Raw genomic sequence first — 26,516 nt, forward strand, 5'->3', positions numbered from 1 at the left:
TCCAGGTCCGACTCGCGCGGCCGCTCGCCGGTTCCCGTCCGTCCCTTGCCGCCCCTGGATCACTTCGGCGACAGGCTCCCTCGCGGGGGCGGCTCGTCGAGCGGCTCTGCGGGCCTGTGTGCGGGCGGCGCTTGGAGCAGATACGGGTCTGCGGTTCCGGTGCGCTGCATGCTGTGCCACTTCAGGCGGGTGCCGAGCAGCGCCGTGGTCACGGAGTGGATGACCACCAGGTACATCAACTGCCGGTAGACGAACTGCTGGAGCGGCAGCACCCACAGCACGCGCAGCCGTTCGCGGTCCAGCCGCAGCGCGTACGCGGCGGTGACCAACTGCACGGCGAGGAAGGCGAACCAGACGAGGGCGGCCTCCACGGGGTCCCGGAACAGTGCCCCGAACAGGGCGAACATGTCCACGACCGGTGCGCACAGCGGCAGCACGATCTGGAACAGCGTGACGTAGAGCAGCACGCGACGGCCGAAGCGTCCGGCGGGGCCGACCTCCGTCACCGCGTGACGGTGCTTCCACATCGACTGGAGGGTGCCGTAGCACCAGCGGTAGCGCTGGTGCCACAACTGCCGCACGGTGCTGGGCACTTCGGTCCAGGCAACTGCCGACTCCTCGTAGACGACGCGCCAGCCGGCCCGCCAGAGCGCCATCGTGAGGTCGGTGTCCTCGGCCAGGGTTTCGTCGCTGACGCCGCCGACGCCCATCAGCGCGTCCCTGCGGAAGGCGCCGATCGCCCCCGGCACCGTCGGCATGCACTCCAGGACCTCGAACATCCGCCGGTCGAGGTTGAAGCCGAGGACGTACTCCAGGTGCTGCCATTTACCCAGCAGGCGGCGCCGGTTGCCGACCTTGGTGTTGCCGCTGACCGCGCCGACCGCCGGATGGGCGAGCGGCTGGACCAGCCGGGCCAGCGCCTCGGGTTCGAAGATGGTGTCCGCGTCGACCATGACGACGATGTCGTGCCGGGCGTGTGCCAGGCCGGTGTTGAGGGCGCTGGGCTTGCCGCCGTTGGGCTGCCGGATCACCGTCACCCGCGGGTCGTCGATGTCCTCGGCGATGTCGGCGGTGGCGTCGCTCGAGCCGTCGTCGATCACGATGATCTGCACATGCGGGTGGGTGGAGGCGAGCAGCGAGTACACGGTGGAGGCGATGCCTGCCTCCTCGTTGTACGCGGGCACCAGGACCGTCACCGGGTCCCGCACCTCGCGCAGCCGTGGGGTGCCGGGCCGGTACCGGTGCAGCCTGCGCACGTGAATCCGGGCGAACATCGCGAACAGGAGCATCCGCAGGACGCCGAGCGCGCCCGTGAGGGTCAGCGTCCACACCATCACGGTGAGGAAGGCGTGCCCGAGCCGCTGCGACCAGATCAGGCCCTCGCCCTTGAGCTCCTGGGCGACCGTGACCTCATCAAGGAAGGAGGGACGTTCCAGCCCGCCGCTGACGGTGGTGAACCGTTTCACCCGGCGGTCTTGCAGAAGATCCTTGGCCTCGTGGTAGCCCAGGTCGGTCTGGCTGTGCTGCGTCACCACTCCCCGCCACGGCTTGCGGGCCTTGTGGTCCGAGGCGACCACCAGGTACCCCTGCGCCGCCGCGCGCTGCGCGGCCGGCCACTGGGCGCCGCAGAGCGTGTCCGCGGCCGTGGTGTGCGGCAGCCGCAGCAAGGTGGTGTGAATGCCGGCCGCACCGGCGAGAGCGCTCTGGGTGAGCGACAGCTCCAGCCGCGCGCGCAGCGGCGAGGCGACACCGAGGTCGCCGCCGCTGTAGGTGTACGAGCCGATCTCGTGGCCCTCGCGCAGGATCCGCCGCATCAGCTTCGGGTGCCGGGCCGCGTCCTTCCCGTAGACGAAGAAGGTCGCCCGCGCGTGGTGCCTGCGCAGAAGGTCGAGCAGGCGCGGCGTCCACACCGGGTCGGGCCCGCCGTCGAAGGTGAGCGCGACGGTCCCCGGCGGCATGGCCGCGGTGGCGACCCCCGTCGGACCGAACCGCAGCAGCGGCTTCCCGTCGTCCGCCTCGCGCGGGATGGGCTGGGTGCACGGCGGCTTGGCGCGCGCGGCGTCGACTTGGTGGGTCGTCCAGCCCTCGAAGAGGAGGGTGACGGCGACCACCAGGAGGACCAGCAGGAGGACGAGCCAGTGTCCGCGCGGCGGGCGGCGGACATCGGCGTGCCGGCTCACTGCTCAAGGCCTCCGGCCGACGGGGCGGATCTACCGGCCGGCGGGTCATGGTCGCCGCGGTCCGCGTGGACACTGCCCGGCGGCCGGGAGGCCTCGGCTCGGGCCGGTGCGCCGCGACCGTGCAGCTCCTCGCCGCGGTCCGGGCCGGAAGCCGCCCGCCCTCCAGTACTCGGCGGATGTGTGCCGACGGGCTGCCTAAGTCCGCTGATCAGCATGCCGACGAACAGTAAGTACCCGAGGCAGGCGCAGCCCAAGACCAGCGCCACGCCTTGCAGCGTCCGCCGGCGCCAGCCCGACTCGTCGATGAAGACGGGCAGTTGGGAGGCGGCGGCCTGGGGACGCCGTGCCTGCGGGGTCACGGGAGGCACGGCCCCCCGGTGCGGCATGCGCTGCGGCATGTCCCGCCCTGGGTGCTGCGCCCTGCGTGCAGGGGGCATGGACGGCAATCGCCCGTCATGCGGAGTGCTGGCTATGTGGGGGATGCCCTGCACTGATGCTCCTGATCTGAGGCCGCGCACGCGCGACTCTTTGTGGGTGGGGGGTACGGGCCCGGAGGTCCGCTGTGCTGCCCGTGAGACGTCCAGGCCCCATCCCGGTGCCGGCGGGCACGAAGGGTTCCCGTACACGCACATGCCCTGCGCCTGTCCTGGGTTGCGCCAGGAAGGCACGTACGCATGCGCCCTCACAAGGGCCGGCAGGCCCGGGGTGCAGCCGTCAGCCGACATGCAGCCCCTCGACCCTACTCGGGCACCCGGGTGGCACGGCAACAGGCCGCTTGTTGCACAAAAGGGCAGTTGAGGCGTCTGCCCCTTGATGGGGCAGGGCTTGATCCACATAGTTGCCGGTCGGTAGCGATGTCGGTGCCCGCACCGGCCGAAGGGGGTCCGCATGACCGAGCACGCCCGCTCAGCGCTTGAACACCTGCGGGACGCGAGTCAGTTTCAGTGGTACGTCATTGCCCTCCTGCTGCTGGTCATCTATGTCTACGCCGCCGAGGTAGAGCGCCGGAACTGGAACGTCTTCTTTGCCGGCCTTGCGCTGTGGGGCATGGACTGGTTCAACGAAACCTGGAATGCCCTCGTGCTCCACTTCACCGGCCGGGCGCCGGTCTGGGGAGCGACCGGACCGAGCGCGTATCAGATCCTTGTCGGGCTCAACATCGAGATCTGCCTGATGTTCGCGGTCATGGGGGTAGTGGCTGCCAAGCTTCTCCCTCCGAAGCAGACACGCATCCTGGGGATGCCCAACAGACCAGTGTTCGTGCTGGCGAACTCGCTCGCCTGTGTGGGTGTGGAGCTCCTGCTGCATCGGATGGGCGTGCTGACCTGGGACTGGTCCTGGTGGCAGGCCGACTTCCCCCTCCTGATCCTGCTGTTGGGCTATGCCCCGTTCTTCGTCGTCGTCGCTCTGGTCCACGACCTGCCCCGCGTGCGCACCAAGGCCGTGGTCGTCGCCGCCCTCTTCGCCTTCGACGCGGTATGCCTGGCGACGTTCGGCCTGCTCGGGTGGCTGTAGGAGTAGGGGCCCCGGGGAGCATCGGCGATCGGCGCGCGACGGTGGGCGCCCGGCAGGGCACCGCCCGCCAGCGACGGCCTGCATGCTGCTGTGGCAGCAGCCGACGGCATCCTCCGGCTTTCGTGCATGCAACCCCGTGTCTTCTTCAGCCTGAACCTGCGCTGACCGCAACGGGCAGTCACACCGCACCCGGGGCCCGGTCGTCCGACGGGAGGCCGGCCCCTGCACCACAGCCGGGTAACGGACAGGGCCCGGGGCGCGGCTGGCTGGACTGGCCTCCGTACACGACGGTGGCCGGGGCTGGTCGCAGTCATGCATGGTGACTGCGGACCAGCATGGTCGGTTCCCGGCGGGCGCGTCGCCCGCCGGGAGGAGTTCCCCGCCACCAGTGAGCGCTCGCGCCTTCTCACCGTGGGCCGCAGATACGTTACTTCCAGATCGCGGTGACCCATTCAGGGTGGTCTATGAACGGGTTCCGGTTCTTCTGTATGCCGTAGATCTTGTCGTTGCGGGCCTTCTCGAACGCGTCGGGCGGGTCGGCCTTATGCCACTGCTTCAGCACGGACAGCCGGCCCATGGCCGGGGCACTGCCGTTGCCGACCTGGTCGTTGGGCTCCAGGTTCGGGAAGCTGTCTGTACCGTCGTAGCGGACGGCCATGTAGAGGATCATGCGGGCGACATCGCCCTTGACGGCGTCCCGGGGTTCGAAGGAGTCGCTGTCGGAGCGGCTGCCGGGGGCTTGGTCGACGGGGTCGCCGCCGTTGTCGAAGTCGAGGTTTCCGCGGGTGGAGTTGACGGAGGAGTCCTCCGGCCGCAGGTGGTGGATGTCGGTGCCCGGTCCGGTGCTGGTGCCGAAGTCGCCGTGGCTCTTGGCCCATACGTGCTCGCGGTTCCAGTCGTTGGCACCCGAGCCGTGTGCGCCCTTGGCCTGGGAGCGGCCGCTGTAGATCAGAATGACGTTGTTCGGGTTGTCCGGGTCCTCGTCGGTGGTCTCCAGCGCATCCCATACCTCGTCGTAGGAGAGCTTGGTCTGTTCGCTGATGATCGGGTGCAGTGCTGATTTGAGTTCGTCGCCGGTCTTGCCGACGGCGTCCTTGTAGTAGGCGTCGCCCTGGGGCCTGTCCGCCGGGGCAGCCGGGCGACCGGCTCCGCGAGCGTCAAACGGGGCGCTGTCGGTGGCGAACGCTGCGGCCGGGGCGGCAACGGCAGCCGCTGCTACGGCGGCCAGGACGGGGCGGCGCCACGGGTGGCGCAGACGGTGAGCGGACATGAAGTGGGGGGGTGTCCTCTCTTACGTGGGCGGGCCCGCCGCAGGATCGCTGCGGCTTCAGTCCCGCCCGGCCGACGGCGGGGCGGGTGCCCAACAGGCGGATACTGGTGGGTAGTTCGAAGCAAGGAGCTTGCCACCAACCAGAGAGCGGTAAGTGGATACCCTGCGCCCGTCTGGTACCGAGACGGTGAAGGCCGCAGCTCGGCGTAGGCTCAGCAAGCCCTACGACCGCCGGCAGGCCCCCATCAGCGTTAAGCCCTGCCCCCTGACGGTCGCCCGGGACGCCGGCTGGAAGGTCCCGACCTGCCCGGACTTCACCCGGCACCTGACGGGCCGTCCACATCACCGGCACTGCCGGGCGGTGTTGATGCACCGGACATCTCCGGCTGCAGTACCGGGCAGGTGAGATGAACCACAAAAACTGGCCGCCTTGGCTCGCCGATGGCAGTCCATCTACGCGGCCTCATCCGCCAGTTGCTGCTCAACCCTCCAGCCTCAACCTCTGCCTGCATTTCCGCCCTAAGAGGCAGAAGGGAAGGAAGCAGCCCCACAGGCGCCACGCCGCGAGCCCGAAACGATGATCTGATGTTCCGTCAAAAATGATCACCTGTAGTTAAGTTGCGCTCAGGAACACCAACTTGGGAAGGCTCACCATGTCCGCCACCACTCGCACCGTTCTCATCACCGGAACCTCTTCCGGAATCGGCCTCGCCGTCGCCGTCGCCGCCGCCCGAGCTGGCTGGCGTTCGATTGCCACCCTTCGCGACACCACCCGCGCCGACGCGCTGCGTGAAGCCGCTGCAGAAGCAGGCATCGAGCTCGACATCCGTGCACTTGATGTAACCGACGAGACGTCCGTCGCTGCCGCTGTTGACGGGGTGATCGCCGATCATGGCCGCCTGGACGCCGTCGTGAACAACGCGGGGGCCGGACATTTGGGCACTCTGGAGAACGACTCCCTCGCAGACATTCGCGACGTGATGGAAGTCAACTTCTTCGGTGTGCTGAGCGTCTCCAAGGCCGCGCTTCCCCACCTGCGGACCACCGGCGGCCGCTTGATCACTGTCACCAGCGTCGGGGGTGTCGTCGGACAGCCCTTCAACGAGGCATATTGTGCCGCGAAGTTCGCCGTCGAAGGCTACATGGAGAGCCTGGCACCCGTCGCGCGGACACAAGGCGTACATGTGTCCGTCGTGGAACCCGGAGCTGTGGACAGCAAGTTCGTGAGCAATATCGGCATCGACCTCGATGCCGACGTTTCCGTCGCCGCCGATCCCTACTCTGACACGCTGCGCCATTACATCAACCGCACCGCAGACCAGTTCCTGGACGGAAGCGCCCAGACACCGGCGGCAGCGGCCGAGGCCGTGATGGAGGTTCTCAACGCCGACCGGCCCAAGTTCAGGGTCCAGACCTCCGACTGGGCTCGCACCTTCGTCAGCACCAAGCTGGCGGACCTCGACGGCTCCGCAGTTCACGGAGTCACCGATGCCTGGGTCGGCTGACCGCCGAACGGCAGCAAGCTTCGTCAGGTTCTCTTGATCGTTGGGGTTGCTGGTGTCGGGTTGTCAGCGGGGGCAGGTACGGTTCTTGGGGTGATCACGACGCACGCCTACCGGTTTGCGCTGGACCCGACGCCGCGTCAGGCCGGTGCGATGTTCCGGCATGCCGGCGCGGCTCGTGTCGCCTACAACTGGGGTCTGGCCGTGGTGAAGGCGAACTTGTCCCGGCGTGAGGCGGAACGCTCCTACGGCATTGCCGAGGCGGAGTTGACGCCTACGGTGTCGTGGTCGATGTACTGGCTGCGCAAGGCGTGGAACCAGGCAAAGGACGCCGTTGCCCCCTGGTGGGCGGTGTGCTCGAAGGAGGCGTACGCCACCGGTCTTGACCGGCTCGCGTCTGCGTTGAAGAACTGGGCCGATTCCAAGCGGGGCAGGCGCAGGGGCCCGCGGATGGGTTTCCCGCGCTTCAAGTCGAAGCGGAAGGCCACGCCTTCGGTCAGGTTCACCACGGGTGTGATCCGGCTGGACGGGCGTATGCATGTGGTGCTGCCCGTGCTGGGGCGGATCAGGACACACGAGTCCACATGCAAGCTCGGCCGCCTCATCGAGGCGGGGAGCGCGCGGATCAAGTCCGCGACCGTCGGGCAGGAGGCCGAACGCTGGTTCGTCTCCTTCATCGTGGAAGTCCAGCGCGCGGAGCGTACGCCCACCCGGCCGGATGCGGTGATCGGCGTCGATCTCGGGGTGAAGACCCTCGCGGTGTTCTCCGACGGGCGCCCGGCCACCGAGAACCCGAAGCACCTGGCCGAAGCACAGCGGAAGCTGGGCCGCCTGTCCCGTACGGTCTCCCGCCGCCGAGGGCCCGACCGGCGCACCGGACAGCAGCCCTCGAACCGGTGGAAGCGCGCCGACGCCCAGCGCAACCGCGTGCACCACCGCGTCACCGCGCTGCGCCGGGACGGCATACACAAGCTCACCACCTCCCTGGCTGGGGAGTACGGCACCGTGGTGGTGGAAGACCTCAACGTCGCCGGCATGGTGAAGAACCGGAAGCCGGCCCGCTCGATCGCGGATACCGGGTTCGGTGAGATCCGCCCGCAACTCGCCTACAAGACCGCCTGGAACAGCGGACGGCTCGAAGTCGCCGACCGCTGGTTCCCCAGCTCGAAAACGTGCAGTGCCTGCGGCAACGTGAAACCCAAGCTGCCGCTGCGGGTACGCACCTACATCTGCGAAGACTGCGGACTGGTCCTGGACCGGGATGAGAATGCCGCACTCAACCTCGCCGCACTCGTGAAGCGGCACGTCGCCGGGAGTGGCCCGGAGACAGTAAACGGACGTGGAGCCGACCGTAAGACCCCGCCTGGCCGGGCAGGTGGCCATGAAGCGTCTACCCCGCACCGGGCGACCCCTGCCCGGGTAAGACGGGGACCTTCGTCCAGCAATGGGCGAATCACTGCGATTCACTGAGAATCCAGCGAACGGATTGCCACTCCGGTCTCACCCTCCGACGGCGGCGGATTGCAGGGCGGTGCGGAGCTGGCGGCGGCCGGTGAGGTGAAGCTTGGTGTAGACGTTGCCGAGGTGATACTCGACGGTCTTGGGGCTGACGAAGAGCTCGCGGGCGATCTCCTGGTTGGTCAGGCCCCGGCTGGCAAGGTGGGCGACTTCGTGTTCGCGTTCGGTCAGGGTGTCGGCCGGGCCGGGTACATCGGCCGGTATGCCGGCGGGGTGGAGCGGAGCGAGGTCGTGGGCGGCGCGCCGGGCGTGAGGGGTGGCGCCGAGGGTGGTGTAGGTGTGGTGGGCCTGCTGGAGGTGGTGGGCAGCCTCGTCGGGCCGGCCGGTGGCCTGGAGGTGGCGGGCGAGGTGGTGGTGGAGGAAGGCGCGGTGCAGGGGAATGTCGTCGCCGTCGCGAGCCGGAGTGGCCAGACCCTCGCGGTAGTGGTGCAGGGCGGTGTGGGTGTCGCCGTGGGCGGTGGCGAGGCGGCCGTGCAGCCAGTGGCTGGTGGCGGTGAGGGCGGGCACGTGCTCGGCGAGTCGGTCGAAGGCGTGCAGGGCGTCCTCGGCATGGCGGAGGTCGTCGGCGGTGGGTCGGTGGTCGGGGGCGGTGAGGGCCTCGATGTACAGCGGAGCCCACAGCACCAGCAGGGCGGTGCGCGCTCCAGGGGTGATGGCGTTGGGGTCGTCCAGCAGCCGGATGGCCTCGCGGATGGCCGGCCGGTCGGCGTGGGCCTGTGCCAGTACCGCCGTGGCTAGCACCGGGAAGATGCAGTTCCGCTCCGGGAAGAGCGCGGCCGCCTCGCGGCAGGCGGCCAGGTCGGTTTCGGCCTGGCCGCGGTGGCCCTGCTGCGCGTGCACCATGGCGGCGACCGTGTGGCCGGCAGCTAGGCCGTAGGGCAGTGCCAGGGTGTCGGCGACCAGCAGGGCGTGGCCGGCGCTGATGGCGGCATCCGGCCATTGGCCGGTGAGGTAGCGGCCGAAGCCGAGCATGTAGTGGACGGAGGGCGTGACGGCGAGATTGCCGTCGGCGCGCATGCGGGCGGCGAGGGTGGCCAGGTCGTCGACCCCGGCCCCGAGCTGTCCGGCCAGCACCCGCAAGCCGCCCCGGTGGTTCAGCAAGAAGCTGTCTTTGTGGGCGACCCGGTCGGCGTGCTCGGGCAGGCCGGTCTCGGCCATCACTGCCAGCCCGGCCGGGGCCCCGTCGGCATACCCGACCGCCCATGCGAGGTCGCCGTAGACCTCGTAGGTCGCCGGGCTCGGCGGCATCCGGTCCACGACCGGGCGCAGGACGGCAACCGCCCGGGGGCCGTCGGCCCGCAGGAGGTGCATGACGCCGAGCCAGGTGGCGGCCCTCAGGCGGGTGGCCAGGTCGCCGGCCGAGGCCGTGAGGGGCGCGAGGAGCCGCTCGGCGGCGCCGAGGTCGCCGCCGAGGCCGGCCAGGGAGCCGAGGGCGGCGTCGCGGGCCGGGCTGGGGGCGCAGTGTTCGAGGGCCGGGTGCAGGGTACGGGCGCGGGCGATGGCCCAGCTGGCGAGGAGGTGGGTGACGGCAGTGATCAGGTGGTGTTCGTGCTGTTCGCGGGTGGGGGCGAGGTCGGCGGCCCACAGCTGGAGCGTGGCGGCGCGGTGGTGACGGCCCTCTCCTGCCTGCCGGGTGGCCTCGTCGGCCAGCCGGCCCGCCAGTTCCGGGTCGGTGGTGACGGCGGCGGCCACCCGGTGGTCCCAGGCCCGGTCCGGGCCGACCAGGGTGGCAGCGGCGGCGTGCAGGGCGTGGCGGCGGCTGGGAGTGATGGCCTGGTAGACGGCGTCGCGCTGGAGCTGGTGGTGCATACGCAGCGGGGTGGTGGGCTCGTCCGGCTGCCACTGCACCAGGCCTCCGGCCAGAGCCGCATCCAGGGCGGCGGCAGCATCGGACAGGCCGGCCAGCCGGGCGGCGGTGGCCAGCGGGGTGGCGGCGTCCAGGACAGCGAGAGCCTCAGTAAGGCGGCGGGCCTGCGCCGGCAGGCGGTCCAGGATGTGGCGGACCAGCTCGTCCAGGGTGGACGGCACCGGCAGCGGCACAGCCAGGTCCGCCAGCGCCCCGGGACCGGCCTCGCCAAGCAGCGACCGCAGATACAAGGGATGCCCGGCGGTGTGTTCCCACAGCCTGTCAACAGCCTGGCGGCTCAGTGTCCCGGCGCCGGCGACGGCAATCATCTGGGCCGTCTCCTCCACGCTCAGGCCCGTCAGCTTCAGCGGCAGCACCCGGGCCGCACCCCGGACAACCGTGTGCCAATCCCCCGCCGCGGCCGCCACGCCGTCAGAGGTCTCGGCGTCGTGGATCCGGGCCGTGAGTACCGTCAGAACGGGTTCGCTGTACAGGCGGCGCAGCACGAACGACAGCGCCTTGAGGGACTCGTCGTCCGCCCAGGGAATGTCGTCGATCACCACCGCCAGCGCGCCGGACTCGGCAGCGACGGCCAGAGCCGCCAGCAGATCCGCGCCTACAGCGAGCGGGGACCCCGTGGGCGCCGCCACCGGCTCCCCGATCCCGGACTTCGTCGCAGGCAGTCGGCGTAGCAGCTGCTCGACGACCCCGTAGGGGTAGTCCTGCTCGAAGAGGTCGCACGTACACCAGCACACCCGCATCCCGTCCGGTCCCGCCGCCAGCGCACGCCGCGCAAGCGCGGTCTTCCCGATCCCCGGCTCGCCCTCGATCACCACCACCCACGGCGCCCCCGCCACCGCCTCGGCCCGGCACTGTCCGATCGCCGCAAGCTCCTGTGCCCGGCCCGCGAAATCCCCCTCCGCCCCCGGCACAACCGCCGGCTCCCAGGCACCCGCCGCCGCGTAGGACATATCCCGCGACTCGGTATTCATGCCTGGCCACCAGCTTCCGCCACCTGCCGCAACTCGCTTTTCCAGGGTACGTCCTACCGACGGCGAGATCACCGCGACCGCCAGAACGTCGTGAGCGGCGGCGCGCCTACCGTCCGGGCTGTGGCCGTTGGCAGTGGGGGCACGCCACGAGGCAGCTGCCGTCGGCGACGGTTCCCCAGCCGTTGCACAGCGGGCAGTGCCTAGCGCGGGCGATGCCGACGGGTCGGTGCGATGCCGCTCTTGGACGACCAGCAGTTCCTCACGGCGATGGAGCAGCACAAGCAGGTCGACCCGGCAATGGAGCAGCACAAGCAGGTCGACCCGGCAATGGCCGCCGTGCTCGCCGCCATCAAGGCAACAGTGAAGGGCGGCCTCGGGAAGCTGCGGGAGCGCCCGCAGGGCAAGTCCTACAAGGGGGTCTGTACGGTCAACGGTGGATCTTCGAAACGGAGTACCACCTGATGACAGACATGACCGTGTCGGCTGAGGCCGGGACCGCCTCCGGGTGCGAGAGGAACCCTGTCGCCCTCCACCGCGCCACGACCTGGACCGGGCGCCCTGACGTTGGCCGTTCGCCCTCTATTAGGTCTTGCTCCGCGCCCGCTGGCGCCGGCCTGGCGGCCCGTCCAGACCGGCGGACGGGGCGACGTCACGCAGGGACGTGAAGCGGCGGGTGCTCGAGCACGCGGGGCTTGTACTCGACCAGCTGGATGCGGCCGTCGAAGGTGCGGTGCTCGATCATCTCGAGGGCAACGTCCGGATAGCCGTCGTAGATGCGTTCCTCGCCCGTGGCCCCGGTGATCACCGGGAACATCACGACCCGGAAGCGGTCGACGAGTCCGGCTCGTAGCAGGGACCGGCACAGGCTGAGGCTGCCGATCGTGCTGAGGAGCCCCGAGCCACTCGACTTCATGGCGCGGACCGCCTCGACGGCGTCGTCGCGGACGAGCGTGGAGTTGGCCCACGTCAGTGGCTCCTCGAGTGAGGAGGAGAACACCACCTTGGACGCCTGCGTGAGCTCGTCGACGGACGCCTCACGGCGCAGCCCACCCCGGACCGTCCCGACGGCGCGCTCATCGCCACCACCGCCCCGCACCGCTGGGCAGGAGAGCCCGTCCGTGTACTGGACCTCACTCCCTGACCACAACAGCAGACAATGCGGCCCCGCCGATCCGGCGGGGCGGGTCTATCACGAATCATGACACTCCCGGCGATGAGTGAGGTCGCTTGTGGGAGGAATGGCTGGGGAGTTGGCGGGGTGAGTGGCTTTCAGGTGACGGGGTGTCCGAGGCTGAGGGCGGCTTTGCGGAAGCGGTCGAGTTTGTCGACGGGGACGGAAAGGTGGCGGCCGCCGAGGCGGGTGGCGAGCGCGCGGATGCGCCGGTCGCTGGCCAGCAGCGCGCAGGTGGCGACGTCTGCGCACTCGATGAGGTGGACGGGTCCGAGATCGCGGGCCTGGCCGACGCGCCGCTCGGCGTCGGCCAGGAGCGTGGCGACTGTGTCCGGTAGGGCGGTGACGTGGTTGAGGTAGGTGCGTAGTTCGGCGAGGTTGCGTCCGGCGTGCACAGCGGCCAGGAGGGAGGCGGGGCTCACGGTCCAGGTCCAGTCGCCGGTGCGGGTGGCGAAGGCGTCCAGGAGCAGGGCCTGGGCCGGGGGGAGGCCGTCGAGGGCGACCAGGTCGTGGTTGGCTAGGACCTTCAGCCCTGTGGCGCCTCCGGCGGTGGCCGGTTCGGGGGCCGGCCCGGGGAGGTAGGCGGGCGTCTGGCCGGTGGCGTAGGCGCCGAGGGGGGTGAGGCGGATGGCTTGCAGGCCGTCGTAGCGGCTGAGGCGCTCCAGCCAGTCGCCGCCCCAGTTGTGCTGGTAGTCGTCGCGTGCCCCGGCCGGGTCCACGTACTCGACGTCGATCAGTCCCAGCGGTGCGGCGTACTCGAACAGCACGGCCATGGTGTAGCGGCCTTGGAGCAGCGTCCAGGGGTGGTGGCTGTCGTAGCCGAGGCTGCCGTACTCGGGGTCTTCCAGGTAGAGCTTCCACAGGGCGCGTTCGGAGCGTGCGACCGAGGGATTGTGCCCCGCCTTGCGCATGGTGGTGAAGAGCTGGTCGACGGTGGTCCACTCGCCGGCGATCAGGGCAGCCAGCGCGGCGCCGACGTGGCCGCGCCGCGGCTTGAGTGCGCTGAGCACGTTCGCGGCGCGCTGCCCTTTGATTGCTTCGATGCGGGAGAACTCGTCCAGGATCGTGCTGGAAAGCCAGCGTTGCCACAGGCCGGCCAGCACCTGGTTTGCGGGTTGAGTGAGGGCCTGCCGGCCGCGCGCGGTCAGCGCGAGCTTACCGGCAGCCAGCTGGGCCAGGCCGCCGGCCTGCAGGAGCAGGGGCCAGGCGAAGGCGGCTATCGGCTCATCGGGATAGAAGTCGCCTGCGTCCAGCATCTCGGCCACCTGGACGAGGGTTGCGGCGGACGGGCGCAGTGTCTTGGCACTGCACTTCACCCGGCCTGCGGCGCACAGTTGCAGCAGTGTCCGCAGATCGGCCTGGGCGCGGTGTTCGGTCAGGCGGATCTGCGATGTCTCGGTGTTGTGCGGGTGGGTCACATCGGCCCCGAGGCGAGGATGTAGTGGTAGTTGCCCGCGCCGCGGGTGCGCTCCAAGGTGGCCAGCACCGCGCGGGCGTCATCGCGGGGACCGTTCAGATAGAAAGGCATCCCCTGGTTCCCGAAGCCGATCTGCGCTAGCGCGCCGGCTGGTTCCCCCAGCACTGCGGCTGCTTGCGTGAAGCCGGGGGCCGGCTCGAATCCGAGCTCACGGGCGTAGGCCACGGCCCCGTAGACGATGGCCTGCGCCTGCTCGATACCGATCGGCAGGGAGGGTTCCTGGAACGCGCTGTAGTAGGAGCGCCGGTAGGCCTTCAGCGAACCCGCACCCATGGTGCGGGGCTCGATCACGTTCTTGATGCCCAGGCAGTACACGTCTACCAGCACACCGGTCACCGTCACCCGGCTTGCCCGTTCCCGGCGTGCCACCAGCAGCTGCGCGAACCCCGCCCCGGTTGCTTCCTCACCCGCCGAGGAGTCCTGGGCCGCCCACCCAGGGCAGGCCGACAGGTCCAGCCCGCTGCTCCAGCCCGGACTCACCCAGCAGCCCACCACCGGCCGGTCTCCCGGTTCCACCGCCTGGTCGGCTGCTGCGGCCCGCCGCAGCAGCGCCCCCGCTTGCCCGGGGCGAAGCCCCAACGCCCGCGCCACCTGCTTGGGGCCACTGCCGGCTGCCCGCAACGCCCGTACCCGTTCCAGCAGTTCTGTGTCATCGTCTTCGCGCACTGCGCCAGTGTGCCCGACCAGCCCGAACCCCGTCGCTGCCGACCGCGGGCCCCCCGCGGCGCCTGGTACCGTGCCCGGGCACAACCTGGCAGGGTGTCAGCCCGCCCAGTGGCGGTAGGCCTCGATCCATTGCGTGCCGCTCGGTGCGGGAGTGCGCAGCGGCAGATCGAGAAGCCCGATGGGCTGCCGCTGTTCGCCGCGGGTGCAGATCGCCACGATCCCACTCTCGGTGAGGTCGACGCCGATGACGCTCACTTCCACTCCCAGGACCGTCGTGGCGAACGGCATGGCCAGATGTTCCTCGATCATCGTGAACAGGCCCGTGATTTCCTCGTCCTCGCCGTAGGCGTCGACGGTGGCCTCCTCGACCAGCCTGTCCAACTGGGCCCTGCTCCATGTCCCCATCCCGGGCACGATACCGGCCGCGCCCGGCCCCTCATGGAGCGCGGGGCGAGGGCGGTACACAACCCAGTCGTGGACGGGCTGTCATAGTGCACCGGACTCCTGACACAGGCCCAGGCTGCCTGGCAGCCGTTGTCTCGCGGTAACAGTCGGTCCGCACCGAGCAGAGGAAGCGCGGACCGACTGCACCATGGCCGTCTTCCAGAGGTGTGACGTCCTCGTAGCGACGAGCCGGAGAGTCCGGCGGGGTGGTGAGTCGGCGTCCCGATCCGGAATCTCGCAGGTATGAACGAGCGAGGTGATCAAGCAGTTACGGCAAAGAGCCTGGCCGTGGCCGTCACCAGCGGGTGGCGGCAGAGCGAACCGGAACGCCTGCACCACACAGCCGGGCCGCGGCCGGAACTTCCCGCTCACTCGACAGCCCCACCCCAAGCCCCGAAGACCTCCCACCACACCCAACGAAAACCACACCCAAAGGTCACACATTCGATGAAGGAACCCTCGTTCCCCTCCGGGAAACAAAGATCCGGAGTCTCGTACCAGACAGGACACGCCATCAGACACCGATCCCCACTCGGAGCACCGCACACCGTCACGGCACAAGACAACAGAGACCGAGAGACGCTGATGGATTACTCAACAGCTGCCAGCCCCTCGAACTGATCCCGCAGCCGCTCGGGGTATGGCCCGTACTCGCCTATCGGCAGGAACGGCTCGATCAACTTCCACTTCTCGTCAGTGAGTTGCCTGCGAGTCACGACCGTCTTCCAACCAGATCCCCCCAAGGGACCCGGATCGACAAAGATTGATCACATCACACAGGCCCTAGTGGGTCGCTGGGAGGAGCGAGCCCTGCCTGGTGCAGGTCGTCGGCAAGGGTGCGGTCATCCGCATGGCGTTCCAGCGACCGGAGCAGGGCGCGGGCCAGATCGATGTTGGGCCAGGCGTCGGTGGGAACCGGGCCCAACAGGTAACCGATGATCCACAGGCGGGCCAGCATCTCGGCCGTAGCGTCCCGCAGCACCTCGAAGAAGTGCGGGTCTGCAGCTGTCTCGAAGCCGGACGGTGTAGGAGGCAGAGCCTGCAACAGCTCCCATGCCGCAGTGAACAAATCCTCGGCGCTGTAGCCGGTGTCGGCGAACTGGCAGGCAAGGTCGTCCGACCAGGCCGCGGTCACGGTGGCGCACGCGTGCACCAGCGCACGTACCTCGTCCGTCTCGTCCGGACACGCGACCAGCTTGGCGCGCATGGCGCGCAGCCTGCCCATCAGCACATCGATGTCTTCGACCGTACGCAGGCGCATCACACCAGCACGAGAGACCTGCTTGTCACCCTTGCGGAGCATAGGACCAGGATGCGCCCCGATACTCCGCCAACGCACCTCAGGCGTGCAATCAACAGCACCCCTACAAGATTCACTTTCGGGAGTGCACCCTGACCAGAGGGGAAGATCCGCCTAACCATGACTCCCGGCACGCCTCCATCCGCTCACTTGAGCGATACGCCCTCCCGTGCGTCGACGCCGTCGCCAGGCACGTCGCCGCCCGGGACCCGGCCGCCCGCCGCAGCGGCTGACCCACGGTGCGGCGGCTCTCGCCGGACACCAATGCCGCCGGGAGCGGGGCACCCGCTCTGCCCGACCGGGTGCAGAGATCTGCCCGTCATGACGGTTCAACAGGAGGCTGGGACACGTCGGAGCACGGCACAGTTGCCGACACGACGGGCGTCCGCGCTTCATGGAAACCTGCCCCTGGACCGGGCTGCACAACGTTGAGATGGGAGCTGCTCCTTGAACCCGGGCCACGCCATGGGTTCGACCTCAAGCGCCCTTTCGATGAACGCTTCGGGAGCGACCGCCCTCTGCACTACCCGGCCCGGCAAGGCGTGAGCCTGCGCGTTCGATGGATACGGGGCCGCTTCGGACTCCTGGGGGGTCGTACCCCCTTCCCTGCCGGGCGAGGCGTCATCGTCACAGGGCGGCATAAGCAGCGGACCTTCAATGACAAGGGCAGCGCCGCACGGTCGTCGAGATCGACGCCGAAGACGTCGCTGCCTCCCTCCGCGTTCCGGTGGACCTTGGTGACGGACGCCATTACAACAGGTGCATCCGCTCCCACCGCGGGCAGTCCGGCGCCGCCCCGTGTAAGGCGGACGCGCACCCGTTCTGAGCGCGAGCCCATGAGGCATAAGCGCGTTCCAAAAGCTGGGTGCATACGCCCCGCTCCCTTCCCTTCGCTGAGGTCAGCAGGGAGAGGGCAGCGCTGCGGGACACCTTCCATGGCCGTGCCGTGGTGGCGTCCAACCGCCTTCGACCGGGCGGTGTTCGAGAGGGCACTGCGCCGTCACGGCGACGCGTGTGCCACCCGGGCCTGCCTCGGCAGCACCCGTCGGCACGACGCGATGGTGCCCTACGCGGGATGGCGCGGCCTGTGGTCGGCCGAAACGCGACACCTGCCGCAAACCAGTCCCTCGGCGGGCCCCCGACGCCGTCGCCGGCTGCCTCCCCCTCCTCCTGGACAGGCTCCAGGCCATGGCCCAGTCAGCTGCCGCAACCCGCTGGTGACCGCCACGGTCGGGCTCTTGCAGCCGTAACTGCTTGATGCCTTCGCTCGTTCAGCACCGCGAGATTCCGGTGGGATGCCGACTTCACCCCCCACTGGAATCTCCGGCTGCCGCTTCGAGGACGTCACATCCCTGGAAGACAGCCGTGGTACAGGCGGCCCGCGCCCTCTCTGCTCTGTGCGGGCCGCCTGCTGTACATCCACAATTGCCTGCCAGGCCCTCACTCACGGCCCGGTGCCTGGGTCAGGCCGTGGCGCGTGACCTCCTGGCGGCGGTTGCGTTGTACCGGCAGACACGTGCACGTCCCCCGCGACGATCGTGTCTGTGACGGCCCCCGACTCCACGCCCGGCAGCCGGGGGCCGCCCAGCTTGATCGTGCGGATCACGTGTCGCCGGGTCGATGACCGTGGCCGGATACCACCAGCCGTCGAGCGTGGGCAGATATGTGATGCCCGAGACCAAGACCCAGGACGAGCCCCGTCACAAGATCTCCGACTGTAGTACTGGCCGGCGTCCACAGCCGCCAATCCTTGAACATGGCGCGTTTGCTTGCCCTTCCGGCCCAGACAGCACCGGGTGTCTGGCAGCAATACTGATGTGCTCCTCACGGCTCCGCTCCAAGGTCGGATCATCGAAAGGACTGAAGACATGGAATCCTTCGACACTGAAGTCGTAATCGTGTACGCAGGTACAAATCCAAACACGGGACAGGGTGCCTCCTGGCAAGGGTTTGTCGACCGTCAGGAGGCCAGTATGGGAGCCGTCAGCATTACAGTGTGGTTCCCGGAGGGTATTCCGCACACGCTACGGCAACTGGGAAATGCTCGATTCGACCTGTACGCACCTGCAGCTCGTCTCGGCCCTGGTCTTGGTGGACAAGACGTATCCGTGATGGACCGATGGGATGACCAGAACCACACTGCCCTGTTTTCTTAGAGCCTGGAAATGAACAACACGCTCAACCCTGTTGGTCGCTGTGATCGTGTCAGGGCCCCGGAGTGTTCCCTCAATGTCCGGTATGACCTCATAGGGGGCGCTCGGGCATGAAACGGGCACGGCATTTATGGAGTTCTTCACGCTTCACGATCTGCAAGGGTGCCGTGCTCGTTGCTCCATCTCCTCCTGTTCCCGTTGTGCCTGCATACTCCCCGGCCACATCCGCAAGTACCTGTGGGGTGAGCACGTCTGGTGCGCAGGACGTGAAGGTCATGTCGTTCCCTGACGATCCCGGCCTGTCGCCGTGTCCCGCCACCGAGCGGTCCTCGGTCGTGGGCCAGCGCTCATATGTTGACCTGCACCCCAGTGAGCTGCTTCCGTGCCGGAAAGATTTGGCCTGCGGGTGCCGGAAGCAAAACGGTCACCCTTGCTAACCTCGCCGTTTCGGTTGGGGCGATGAGGCGTCGTTGAGGGGCAACTGTCGGGTGGCCGAACCGATTTCGGTGTTCGGACATGGTGGAGACCCGGCGCGGTGGTCGGGTTCTCCAGGGCCTTTCAGGTCGTGGGGGGTTAGGGGTTTGCCGGTCAGCCGGCGGGACGGGGCAGTGCGGCGAGGCGATGGAAGGCCGTGGCCAGCTCGTTTCTCCAGGGCCAGGTCGTCGATATCCGCAAGCGCAGGCGTCGGCCGCCGCGGGTGAGGCGAGCGGCGACGTGTGGCAGCCGGTAGCGGAGCTTCTTCGGCTCGGCAGTAGCCAGTTCCCCGTCCAGCAGCAGGACGCGCGTCCAGACCAGCAGATCGATCGCCGCGAGGCTGAGTTCGAGCCAGACGGCGTTGACGGCGAAGTCGCGGGAGGGGAAGCGGCCGAAGCCGGTGGTCTTGCCGCACCGGATGTGGTCCTCGACGCATGCGTGCGCGCGGTGACGGGCCTCCAGGAACTGGGCGGATCCGCCTGCGGAGTACGGGGTGTCGGTGAGGAACACCTGATGCCGCAGGCCCTCGTCCTGATCGAACAGGGACAGCTGGGCTCCGGGGTGCGGCCGCTCCCGGCGCACAATGATGCGGGTGCCGGTCGGATAGCCGTCCAGATCGACCAGGCCAAGAAGGTACGAATTCCTCGTTTCCGCAGGTCGCGGACGTGGCCGAGGAAGGCTTTCGCGGATCCGGCACTGTCGGCGCGGATGAGGATCTCGGTGCCGAGCCGGTGAGCGTCGGGGATCTGCGCGAGCGCCTGGTCGAGCACCGCGATGTGATCGGCGGCGGTGTTGGCTCCGGAGTTCGAGGGCCGCAGCCGCCCGAACACGGCCTCGCCGGTGTTCGCGAGGAAACACAGCAGCGGGTGGAAGCCGAAGCCGCCCTTATGGGTGGGTGCGGCCGCCTCCTTCTCGGAGTGGCAGGTGACCAGCGTGGCATCGAAGTCCAGAATCAGGCCGGGAAGTTCTCGTCCGCCGGCCCGAGCAGCAGGTATGCCCTCGCCGATCTCGGCGGCCTGTATCCAGGCGACTTCCCGGGCTGAACCGCGGGCCGCTCGCAGCGAAGCGAGTGCAGCCTCGTCGGTGTCAGCGAGCAACCGCCAAGCGGTGGGCGTGGAGGCGACTGGGCCGAACACCCCTGCCTGGTCCCGCAGCACGGCCAGATCCGCGATCGCCTCACCACCATCGGCGAGCATCACCGCCAGGTCGGTGGCGACCCGGCCCGGATCATGCCCGGTCCCGCGCGGCCGAAGCGACCTGAGAGCGGCGGAGTACGCGGCGGTCAGCCCGGTGGCATCAGCGAGATCCGCCAGCAACCGTGCCCCGGCATGCCCGACCACTCCCGAACCATCGGCACTGACATGGACCTTGGGACGCAACCCGATAGCCTGCACGTAGAAAGTGCCCTCCGCGTGGACCGACAGAACCCCTCAGCAAGGTTCATCGTCCCAGGTCAGGAAGGCACTTTCGCGTTTCCGCCCCAAAGCCAGCCGTACCCAAGTGCAACAGCGAGGCTAAGGAGCCAAGGTCCGGTCGCCGACAAGCCCTGCTGATCAGCGCACGAGACGGGTCAGGTCGATGTCGATAACGAACGGAACCGCGATCTTCATGCGTGCGCGGTAAATGCCGGTGGCGACGTATGCGCGGGTGGTGTCGTCCAGCTCGTACGTGTGGACGACGGGGAGCCCGTTTTCCTCCTCGATGCGCCAGTAGTGCGAGATACCCGCCTGCGCGTACTTGACCGGCTTCAGTGACCGATCCCGGTCTGCGGACTCGTCTGAGACGACTTCAACCGCAAGGGCGACCTGATCGGGAAGATAGCGCGTACGGTCCGGGTCATATGGGACCGTGACAGCAAGGACGTCAGGTTCAGGCCGGTTCTTCGCGTTCAGCTTGACCGTCATTTCCCGGTCGATGACGAATCCGTCGGGTGCCCTGTCCTCCAGTGCGGTCGTAAGCCGGGTGACGACGCGAGCGTGCCAGGATCGCTGCGGGGACATCATGAAGATCAGCGCTCCATCGATCAGCTCGGTGTGCCGGGGGAGATCCGGGGCATTGTCGAGGTCATCGGCCTCCCACCCGCTAGGTCGGGGCGGCAGCATCCAAGGCGGGAGCGCATCCCATGCGGTCGTCATCGTGTCCTCCTTCGGGCGCCCAGGCCAGCCTATCCGCCAGCCGTACGTGTGTCGGTGGTGCGAGTTGCGGAGCAGCGACGGCGGGCTGTCACGCAGTCGCAAGGCCCCCATGCGGCTGACCGAGGCAGAGCGCGCTGGCCCAGGCCGACAACCGGCGCGACGCCGTGGGCGGTTACGACGAGGCCGCCTACCACTTCCACGAGGCACACGTCAGGTGGTCACTCAAGGACGGGCCGGGCAGCATCAAGGCCCTGCGCCGCTCGAACGCCGCCCGCAGTCCTCAGCCCTCAGGAACGTCAGGGCCGTGTGCACTGCCGTTCGCTGGATTCTCAGTGAATCGCAGTGATTCGCCCATTACTGGACGAAGGTCCCCGTCTTACCCGGGCAGGGGTCGCCCGGTGCGGGGTAGACGCTTCATGGCCACCTGCCCGGCCAGGCGGGGTCTTACGGTCGGCTCCACGTCCGTTTACTGTCTCCGGGCCACTCCCGGCGACGTGTCGCTTCACGAGTGCGGCGAGGTTGAGTGCGGCATTCTCATCCCGGTCCAGGACCAATCCGCAGTCTTCGCAGATGTAGGTGCGTACCCGCAGCGGCAGCTTGGGTTTCACGTTGCCGCAGGCACTGCACGTTTTCGAGCTGGGGAACCAGCGGTCGGCGACTTCGAGCCGTCCGCTGTTCCAGGCGGTCTTGTAGGCGAGTTGCCGGCGGATCTCACCGAACCCGGTATCCGCGATCGAGCGAGCCGACTTCCGGTTCTTCACCATGCCGGCGACGTTGAGGTCTTCCACCACCACGGTGCCGTACTCCCCAGCCAGGGAGGTGGTGAGCTTGTGTATGCCGTCCCGGCGCAGCGCGGTGACGCGGTGGTGCACGCGGTTGCGCTGGGCGTCGGCGCGCTTCCACCGGTTCGAGGGCTGCTGTCCGGTGCGCCGGTCGGGCCCTCGGCGGCGGGAGACCGTACGGGACAGGCGGCCCAGCTTCCGCTGTGCTTCGGCCAGGTGCTTCGGGTTCTCGGTGGCCGGGCGCCCGTCGGAGAACACCGCGAGGGTCTTCACCCCGAGATCGACGCCGATCACCGCATCCGGCCGGGTGGGCGTACGCTCCGCGCGCTGGACTTCCACGATGAAGGAGACGAACCAGCGTTCGGCCTCCTGCCCGACGGTCGCGGACTTGATCCGCGCGCTCCCCGCCTCGATGAGGCGGCCGAGCTTGCATGTGGACGGCTCCGGCGGGCGATCGGCCGACATCGGGATTGAGAAAGCACCGTTCCAGAGCGCGGGTCCGTCGCGGAAGCAGGGGGCAGTGGTGGGCCGGGTCAGTAAGGACGGCTGCCGGTGCCGACATGTCGCGGGCGGAATGAGGTGGGCGGCCGGCGGCGGCTGGAGGCGATCTGTGCCCGCCCTGCTGTCTACATGGGCACCGAGGAGCGTAGCGCGCGCAACTACGGTTCGGACACGGTGGCCCGACTCGACCGGGGAGCGGGCGTGCAAGCAGGGAGGTTTGCGGTGGAGATGTGGACCGATGAGGATGAGCAGCAGCTGGGCGCGCTCATCAAGGCCTGCAGGAGCGGGGCCGTCACGGCCACCGTGGACGCTATCGCTGCCCAATGGGGCATGCCCACCCAGAACGTCATCGACTGGCTGCAGACGGCAGCCTGGTACTCCCCTGGCGTTCAGGGGGCCAGTCAGGGCGTGTCCGTCACCGAAAACGACCCGGCCGTCTGGAACGACTGGCTACAGGACGTATGTCTCAGCGACAGCTATCAGATGCCGGCGGTCCGGCAGGGCCACACGGTCCCGTACCCGGCCCCCGGGCGCCCTGCGGCGGGCTCCGGAGCCCATGCCCCCCAGTACGTTCAGTATCCCGGCCACACAGGGGCACCCAACTCCCTCCCGCAACAGCCCGCACCCACCGGTCAGCCGCCCACTTACCCGGCAAATGCGTGGACCTGGGTCGAAGAGCGGCCTCAGGACGATTACGAAGTCACGCAACCGGCCCACCATGCCCACACGGCTCAGCAGGCATACCCAGCGGTGTCAGACCCGGCCGGGCCGGCGCCCTCAAAGCCGCACCCCACTACAAAGGGAAAGCAAGACAACCGGCAGGCCCAAACTTCAGCCCCGACACGCAAAAAGCAGAAGCACCAACCCGTGCACCAACCCGTCACAGGTTTCAAAATAGGGAGCGACGAAACCTTCATCGCTTGCATGAAGCGCCTACGAAACTACAGGGGGCTGAGCCAGTGGGACGTCGGTTTCGGATCAAGCGTTGGCAACTGGGAGACGGGCAGCGTACCTCCCAAGTGGCGTGTTGCGCGGAGGTGGGTTGAGGCTCTGACGGGCGGAGAACACCCGACTGAAGAGGAGCGCAACCTCCGCGAGCAGCTGTTTGACCTGCACAGCTCGCAGAACCCGAGATGAGATGAGGATCCGAGCCCGGACGGGCCCGGAGACAGCACCGGTTCACCCGGGGCCGTCTCCGGGCCGTGCAAGAGTGCTCAACGACGATCAGCGCTGACAACCAGCAGCAGCCACGTCGCAGTTCGCAGCGTTGACCGCATATAAAGTCGCAGTCAGTCGCGGGGCAGCCGCCGCGCACTTGAAGGGAAAGAACACGACCACCCCGCCTCCGGGACCGCGCCACCACGTTGACCCAAGGATGATCACCGGTTCGGGCGCTGGCCACCACGAGCCGATACACCGGACCGACCCTGATACCCCGCCTGCCAGGCCTCACCTGGCCGAGTGAGGCCGAAGACCGCTGCGATCACGGCCCGGGTGCCCGTTTCGACCAGCGTCATCAGCTCGACCTGGGGATCGCGGCCGTGCGGGCACCGCCCCAGCCAGCCCCGGTTGCGCTCACTGAGCCCTTTCATCCTGCATCGCGCACCGAAGGCGCGCTGGATTGCTGTCCGGAAACATCGGGGCGCCTCATCCCGCTGTCCCCGCCCAGGGCCTTGACCAGGTCATCGACCGAGCGGGTGGAGACCCCGTGAACGTAGGCCTCCATGATCACGGCATACAGAGCCTGATCTATACGCCGCCGGCGTTCCAGCAGGCTGGGGAAGAAGCTGCCGGTCCGGAGCTTGGGAATCTCCAGGTCCAGGTCGCCGGCTGGCGTGGTCAGGGTCTTGTCCCGGTGGCCGTTGCGTAAGGCCGTCCGTGATGCGGTGTGCTCGTTCCAGCCGGCACCGATGTGCGCGCTCACCTCGGCCTCGATCAGTTCCTGCAGCATCCGCTCGGCCACACTGCGGACAAGCTCGATTCCATCAGACGAGCGTAGTGACTCCAGCAGCCGTATCAGGTCAGACTGGGACAGGGCCATCGCGTACTCCTCATGGTTGAACTGGGCGTTCACCAAGGAGAGTTACGTGATGGCCCGCCTCGCGTCAGGGAGCGGCAGGCACCAACAGAAGTGCGCCCCGAGCACCCGCCCGCGCACGCCCGCACCTTGATCGGCTACACCACAACAAGGGACGCCATCCGATCTTCCAGTGGTCGCGGACGAGTTCGGCGACCTGGGACGCGGTGGCCTGCTCGGTGGTCAGGTTGGTGACGGCGTAGACCGTCTTGACGGCGGTCTTGCCGGTCTTGAGGTCGGTGCGCCGGCGCTTGATCTGGACGGCCCGCCGGGCCCCCGGGGGCTGTTCACGGTGGCGACCTTGATCCGGCGGATCCCTGAATGGCCGTGGCCGATGCCCCGGGTGCGTCACTGAAGCGGGATGTCCTTCCAGAGAAGGGATTTGAGCCGGCAGCGCAGCTTCTTCCGGTTCGGCGCCCGCTCCTATGTCGCGATCTTTGCAATCGCCCTGGTGGTATTCCAGCGGTGCCCTTTCGGGATCCCGATAGGCCCTGCGTAAACAGCCTCATCGCCTCTACCTTCGGTTTACCCGTCTCCTCGAAGTGGGGAATTGCAATGGAACACCCCGATGCCGATTACCGGAGCGCTTGCAGGTGCCTGAACAGTCTTCAAAAGCGTCTCAACTGCGATTCCTTCGGCCGATGTCTGACGCCAACAGCAGTGAATCGGGCCGGACGAAGACAGGACGGCGGAGCCTGCCCCACGACCCTGCCCCCTCCAGCAATTACCAAGAGGGAAGAGCAAAAGTGATTGGTCTATTCCTCCGAGCGGGGCAACGCTGGGCGCGAGTCGTGTCCAGCAACGTGGGTATTGATCCTGGATACTCAGCTTGACCTCGATTCTTCGGTGGGGTTTGGTCGTTGAGTGGCCTGGTGGTTCGCCCGTAATGTCCCTCGCCGTGTGAGGGTGGGCCGTCGCGTCTCGCTGCGGGGTGCGCCGGGTTCCACGGACCCGGAGGCTGCTGGCCTTCCTCCTCTCGGTGTGCGTTGGGGCAAGGGGCTGGTCGTCAGGTGGCGACCGTCAGGTTGTTGATCCGCTTCCAGCTGGTCGTGAATGTCTCGGCCCAGGGCCAGGTCCGTTCGATGCGCAGGTGGCGGCGGCGTGCGTGGTGGGCGAGGCGGGCGGGCAGGTGGTAGAGGCGGAAGCGGATCGTGTCCGGCTCGGCGTCGGCGAGGTCCGCTTGGTCGTGGAGGGCCAGCAGCCGCATCCAGGCGTCGAGATCGGCGGCGAGGTTCGCGGTGAGCATCCAGCTCGCGTTCGTTTCCCAGGACTTGGACGGCAGGTTCGCCAGTCCCATCGCCTTGTTGGTGCGCACGCGGTCTTCGACCTCGGCGTGATCGCGGTGGAGGACGTCGAGGAACTGCACTTGGTGGGTGCCGGCGATGTGACCCATGTGCCGGATGTTCGTTGCAGTGATCGAGTAGCGCCAGCCGGTCTTCTGCTCAAACGCCGTCAGCTTCCCCAGGTGCCGGCGGGAGGGCTTGACGCGGCGGACGATCAGCCGCATGCCCTTGGGCCAGCCCTCACGAGTGTTCAACCCGGTCAACTCGGCGACGAAGTAGCCCTCTTGGACCTCGCCGTCCTGTCGCAGGGAGGTTTCCCAGGCGGCTTCGGGGAGGCGGGCGATGGCGCGTTCGTCCTCGGGCGTGATCGTCCAGCCGACGGTGTAGCGGACCGTGCGCCGCGTGGTGTTCAGCGCCTGAAGGCGCTTGAGCAGGCCGTGCGTGGCACCGGCGCCGTCGACCCGCACCAGGATCTTGGCCTGGGAGGAGCGGGGTATCTGCGCGAGCGCGGCATCCAGCACCCGCAGGTGATCGGCGACGGTGTTCGCGCCGGCGTTGCCCTCCCTCAGCTCCATCGCCAGGCACTCGTCGGTGTTGGCCAGCCACGCGGCCAACGGGTGGAAGCCGAAGGTGCCCTTGAACGTGCCGGCGGCGCCCTGTTTCCTGGAGGCCGCGGTGATGACCGTGGCGTCCATGTCGAGCACGATCCAGCCCTTCAGATGCCGCCCCGCGACGGTCAGATACGGGAAGCCGCCGGGCCGCAGGTGCAGCAGCGTCCAGACGTGGCGACGCACCCGCTGTCGTACCTTCGCGATCTGCGCGCGCGTCGTCTCGTCCGTCGTGGACAGCAGCCGGTGCAGCGTGGAGTCCGACACTGCCGGTCCGAACAGCGGGCCGTGGTGGAGCTGGAGTTGCTCGGCCTCCAGCAGATTCGTGGCGCCGAGCGTGATCGCGACGACGAGGCCGACGAGCGCGGTGGCCCGGTCCCGCCACGACGAGGTCGTGCCCGATGGAAGCACTCCCGCCAGTGCGTCGGTCAGGCCCACGCGGTCGGCGAGCCTGCGCAACAGCACTGCCCCGGCATGCCCGACCAGCCCTTTCCCGTCGGCCGTCACAGACAGACCGCGGTCCCACCCTGTACGCTCACTCACCAGAAAGGTGCCCTGACTCCTGCGCCGGATTCGATCTAGACACTCGCATCCTTGCAGGTCGGCGGCACCTTTCTGCCGT

16 protein-coding genes and 4 pseudogenes are annotated in these 26,516 nt (G+C 68.5%); 6 read left to right on the forward strand and 14 right to left on the reverse strand.

Annotated features, from left to right (window positions below):
- Window positions 1-59 precede the first annotated feature (59 nt).
- Window positions 60-2,180: a bifunctional polysaccharide deacetylase/glycosyltransferase family 2 protein gene (locus tag OG331_RS02845; protein ID WP_406191267.1), complete on the reverse strand. Its 2,121-nt coding sequence runs from the start codon at window positions 2,178-2,180 to the stop codon at window positions 60-62.
- A complete protein-coding gene (locus OG331_RS02850; protein WP_406191269.1) occupies window positions 2,177-2,578 on the reverse strand; it encodes a hypothetical protein in 402 nt (133 codons plus the stop codon). The genes OG331_RS02845 and OG331_RS02850 overlap by 4 nt, the downstream gene beginning before the upstream one ends.
- Before the next feature lie 490 nt (window positions 2,579-3,068).
- On the opposite strand from OG331_RS02850, the gene OG331_RS02855 reads away from it, so the two are divergent.
- Entirely contained in the window at window positions 3,069-3,695 is a 627-nt protein-coding gene (locus OG331_RS02855; RefSeq protein ID WP_406191271.1) for a hypothetical protein, read from the forward strand.
- Window positions 3,696-4,122: 427 nt separating this feature from the next.
- On the opposite strand, the gene OG331_RS02860 is transcribed toward OG331_RS02855, so the two are convergent.
- Window positions 4,123-4,965 (reverse strand): endonuclease I family protein, encoded by an 843-nt coding sequence (locus tag OG331_RS02860; protein ID WP_406191273.1) that lies wholly within the window; start codon window positions 4,963-4,965, stop codon window positions 4,123-4,125.
- 653 nt (window positions 4,966-5,618) lie between these two features.
- On the opposite strand from OG331_RS02860, the gene OG331_RS02865 reads away from it, so the two are divergent.
- Window positions 5,619-6,470, forward strand: coding sequence for an SDR family NAD(P)-dependent oxidoreductase (locus OG331_RS02865; protein ID WP_406191275.1), 852 nt, complete (start codon window positions 5,619-5,621; stop codon window positions 6,468-6,470).
- A 90-nt stretch (window positions 6,471-6,560) separates the two neighbouring features.
- Entirely contained in the window at window positions 6,561-7,937 is a 1,377-nt protein-coding gene (gene tnpB / locus OG331_RS02870) for an IS607 family element RNA-guided endonuclease TnpB (protein WP_406191277.1), read from the forward strand.
- A 30-nt stretch (window positions 7,938-7,967) separates the two neighbouring features.
- Here tnpB and OG331_RS02875 read toward each other — a convergent pair whose 3' ends face one another.
- Entirely contained in the window at window positions 7,968-10,823 is a 2,856-nt protein-coding gene (locus OG331_RS02875; protein WP_406191279.1) for a LuxR C-terminal-related transcriptional regulator, read from the reverse strand.
- A 222-nt stretch (window positions 10,824-11,045) separates the two neighbouring features.
- On the opposite strand from OG331_RS02875, the pseudogene OG331_RS02880 reads away from it, so the two are divergent.
- Window positions 11,046-11,237, forward strand: a pseudogene (locus tag OG331_RS02880) (hypothetical protein); the annotation flags it as partial.
- A 235-nt stretch (window positions 11,238-11,472) separates the two neighbouring features.
- On the opposite strand, the pseudogene OG331_RS02885 reads toward OG331_RS02880, so the two are convergent.
- The 8 genes and pseudogenes from OG331_RS02885 to OG331_RS02920 form a co-directional block, all read right to left on the reverse strand.
- Window positions 11,473-11,859 (reverse strand): annotated as a pseudogene (locus OG331_RS02885) (dihydrofolate reductase family protein); the annotation flags it as partial.
- A gap of 233 nt (window positions 11,860-12,092) precedes the next feature.
- The gene (locus OG331_RS02890) at window positions 12,093-13,412 is read right to left on the reverse strand and encodes a helicase-associated domain-containing protein (protein WP_406191281.1); all 1,320 of its coding nucleotides are present in this window, start codon (window positions 13,410-13,412) and stop codon (window positions 12,093-12,095) included.
- Window positions 13,409-14,137 carry a hypothetical protein gene (locus tag OG331_RS02895; RefSeq protein ID WP_406191283.1) on the reverse strand — a complete coding sequence of 243 codons (729 nt, stop codon included), beginning with the start codon at window positions 14,135-14,137 and terminating at the stop codon, window positions 13,409-13,411. Before OG331_RS02895 ends, OG331_RS02890 begins: the two co-directional genes overlap by 4 nt.
- A gap of 96 nt (window positions 14,138-14,233) precedes the next feature.
- The gene (locus OG331_RS02900; protein ID WP_406191285.1) at window positions 14,234-14,542 is read right to left on the reverse strand and encodes a hypothetical protein; all 309 of its coding nucleotides are present in this window, start codon (window positions 14,540-14,542) and stop codon (window positions 14,234-14,236) included.
- An 811-nt stretch (window positions 14,543-15,353) separates the two neighbouring features.
- On the reverse strand, window positions 15,354-15,884 hold the full coding sequence (locus OG331_RS02905) for a hypothetical protein (RefSeq protein ID WP_406191287.1): 531 nt from the start codon (window positions 15,882-15,884) through the stop codon (window positions 15,354-15,356).
- Between the two features lie 2,738 nt (window positions 15,885-18,622).
- A pseudogene (locus OG331_RS02910) lies at window positions 18,623-19,932 on the reverse strand (transposase).
- 129 nt (window positions 19,933-20,061) lie between these two features.
- On the reverse strand, window positions 20,062-20,643 hold the full coding sequence (locus OG331_RS02915) for a Uma2 family endonuclease (protein ID WP_406191289.1): 582 nt from the start codon (window positions 20,641-20,643) through the stop codon (window positions 20,062-20,064).
- Between the two features lie 329 nt (window positions 20,644-20,972).
- Window positions 20,973-21,890: an RNA-guided endonuclease TnpB family protein gene (locus OG331_RS02920; RefSeq protein WP_406191291.1), complete on the reverse strand. Its 918-nt coding sequence runs from the start codon at window positions 21,888-21,890 to the stop codon at window positions 20,973-20,975.
- A gap of 165 nt (window positions 21,891-22,055) precedes the next feature.
- Here OG331_RS02920 and OG331_RS02925 point away from each other — a divergent pair, with 165 nt between their 5' ends.
- Complete coding sequence (locus tag OG331_RS02925) at window positions 22,056-23,063, forward strand: hypothetical protein (RefSeq protein WP_406191293.1); 1,008 nt, start codon at window positions 22,056-22,058, stop codon at window positions 23,061-23,063.
- Window positions 23,064-23,556: 493 nt separating this feature from the next.
- Here OG331_RS02925 and OG331_RS02930 read toward each other — a convergent pair.
- A pseudogene (locus OG331_RS02930) lies at window positions 23,557-23,967 on the reverse strand (transposase); the annotation flags it as partial.
- A gap of 169 nt (window positions 23,968-24,136) precedes the next feature.
- Between OG331_RS02930 and OG331_RS02935 the strand changes: the two are divergent.
- Window positions 24,137-24,358 (forward strand): hypothetical protein, encoded by a 222-nt coding sequence (locus OG331_RS02935; protein WP_406191295.1) that lies wholly within the window; start codon window positions 24,137-24,139, stop codon window positions 24,356-24,358.
- Window positions 24,359-25,009: 651 nt separating this feature from the next.
- Here OG331_RS02935 and OG331_RS02940 read toward each other — a convergent pair.
- A complete protein-coding gene (locus OG331_RS02940) occupies window positions 25,010-26,437 on the reverse strand; it encodes an IS1380 family transposase (RefSeq protein ID WP_406191297.1) in 1,428 nt (475 codons plus the stop codon).
- Window positions 26,438-26,516 lie beyond the last annotated feature (79 nt).

Origin of the sequence: Streptomyces sp. NBC_01017, assembly GCF_045162795.1 — a bacterium.
Taxonomy (GTDB): domain Bacteria; phylum Actinomycetota; class Actinomycetes; order Streptomycetales; family Streptomycetaceae; genus Streptomyces; species Streptomyces machairae.

Excerpts from the sequence above, each read along its gene's own strand:
- OG331_RS02850 (WP_406191269.1), bottom strand. The coding sequence starts at position 2,578 with ATGCCGCAGCGCATGCCGCACCGGGGGGCCGTGCCTCCCGTGACCCCG.
- OG331_RS02855 (WP_406191271.1), top strand. The coding sequence starts at position 3,069 with ATGACCGAGCACGCCCGCTCAGCGCTTGAACACCTGCGGGACGCGAGT.
- OG331_RS02860 (WP_406191273.1), bottom strand. The coding sequence starts at position 4,965 with ATGTCCGCTCACCGTCTGCGCCACCCGTGGCGCCGCCCCGTCCTGGCC.
- OG331_RS02865 (WP_406191275.1), top strand. The coding sequence starts at position 5,619 with ATGTCCGCCACCACTCGCACCGTTCTCATCACCGGAACCTCTTCCGGA.
- OG331_RS02875 (WP_406191279.1), bottom strand. The coding sequence starts at position 10,823 with ATGAATACCGAGTCGCGGGATATGTCCTACGCGGCGGCGGGTGCCTGG.
- OG331_RS02900 (WP_406191285.1), bottom strand. The coding sequence starts at position 14,542 with ATGGGGACATGGAGCAGGGCCCAGTTGGACAGGCTGGTCGAGGAGGCC.
- OG331_RS02905 (WP_406191287.1), bottom strand. The coding sequence starts at position 15,884 with ATGCTCCGCAAGGGTGACAAGCAGGTCTCTCGTGCTGGTGTGATGCGC.
- OG331_RS02915 (WP_406191289.1), bottom strand. The coding sequence starts at position 20,643 with ATGACGACCGCATGGGATGCGCTCCCGCCTTGGATGCTGCCGCCCCGA.
- OG331_RS02920 (WP_406191291.1), bottom strand. The coding sequence starts at position 21,890 with ATGTCGGCCGATCGCCCGCCGGAGCCGTCCACATGCAAGCTCGGCCGC.
- OG331_RS02925 (WP_406191293.1), top strand. The coding sequence starts at position 22,056 with ATGGGCACCGAGGAGCGTAGCGCGCGCAACTACGGTTCGGACACGGTG.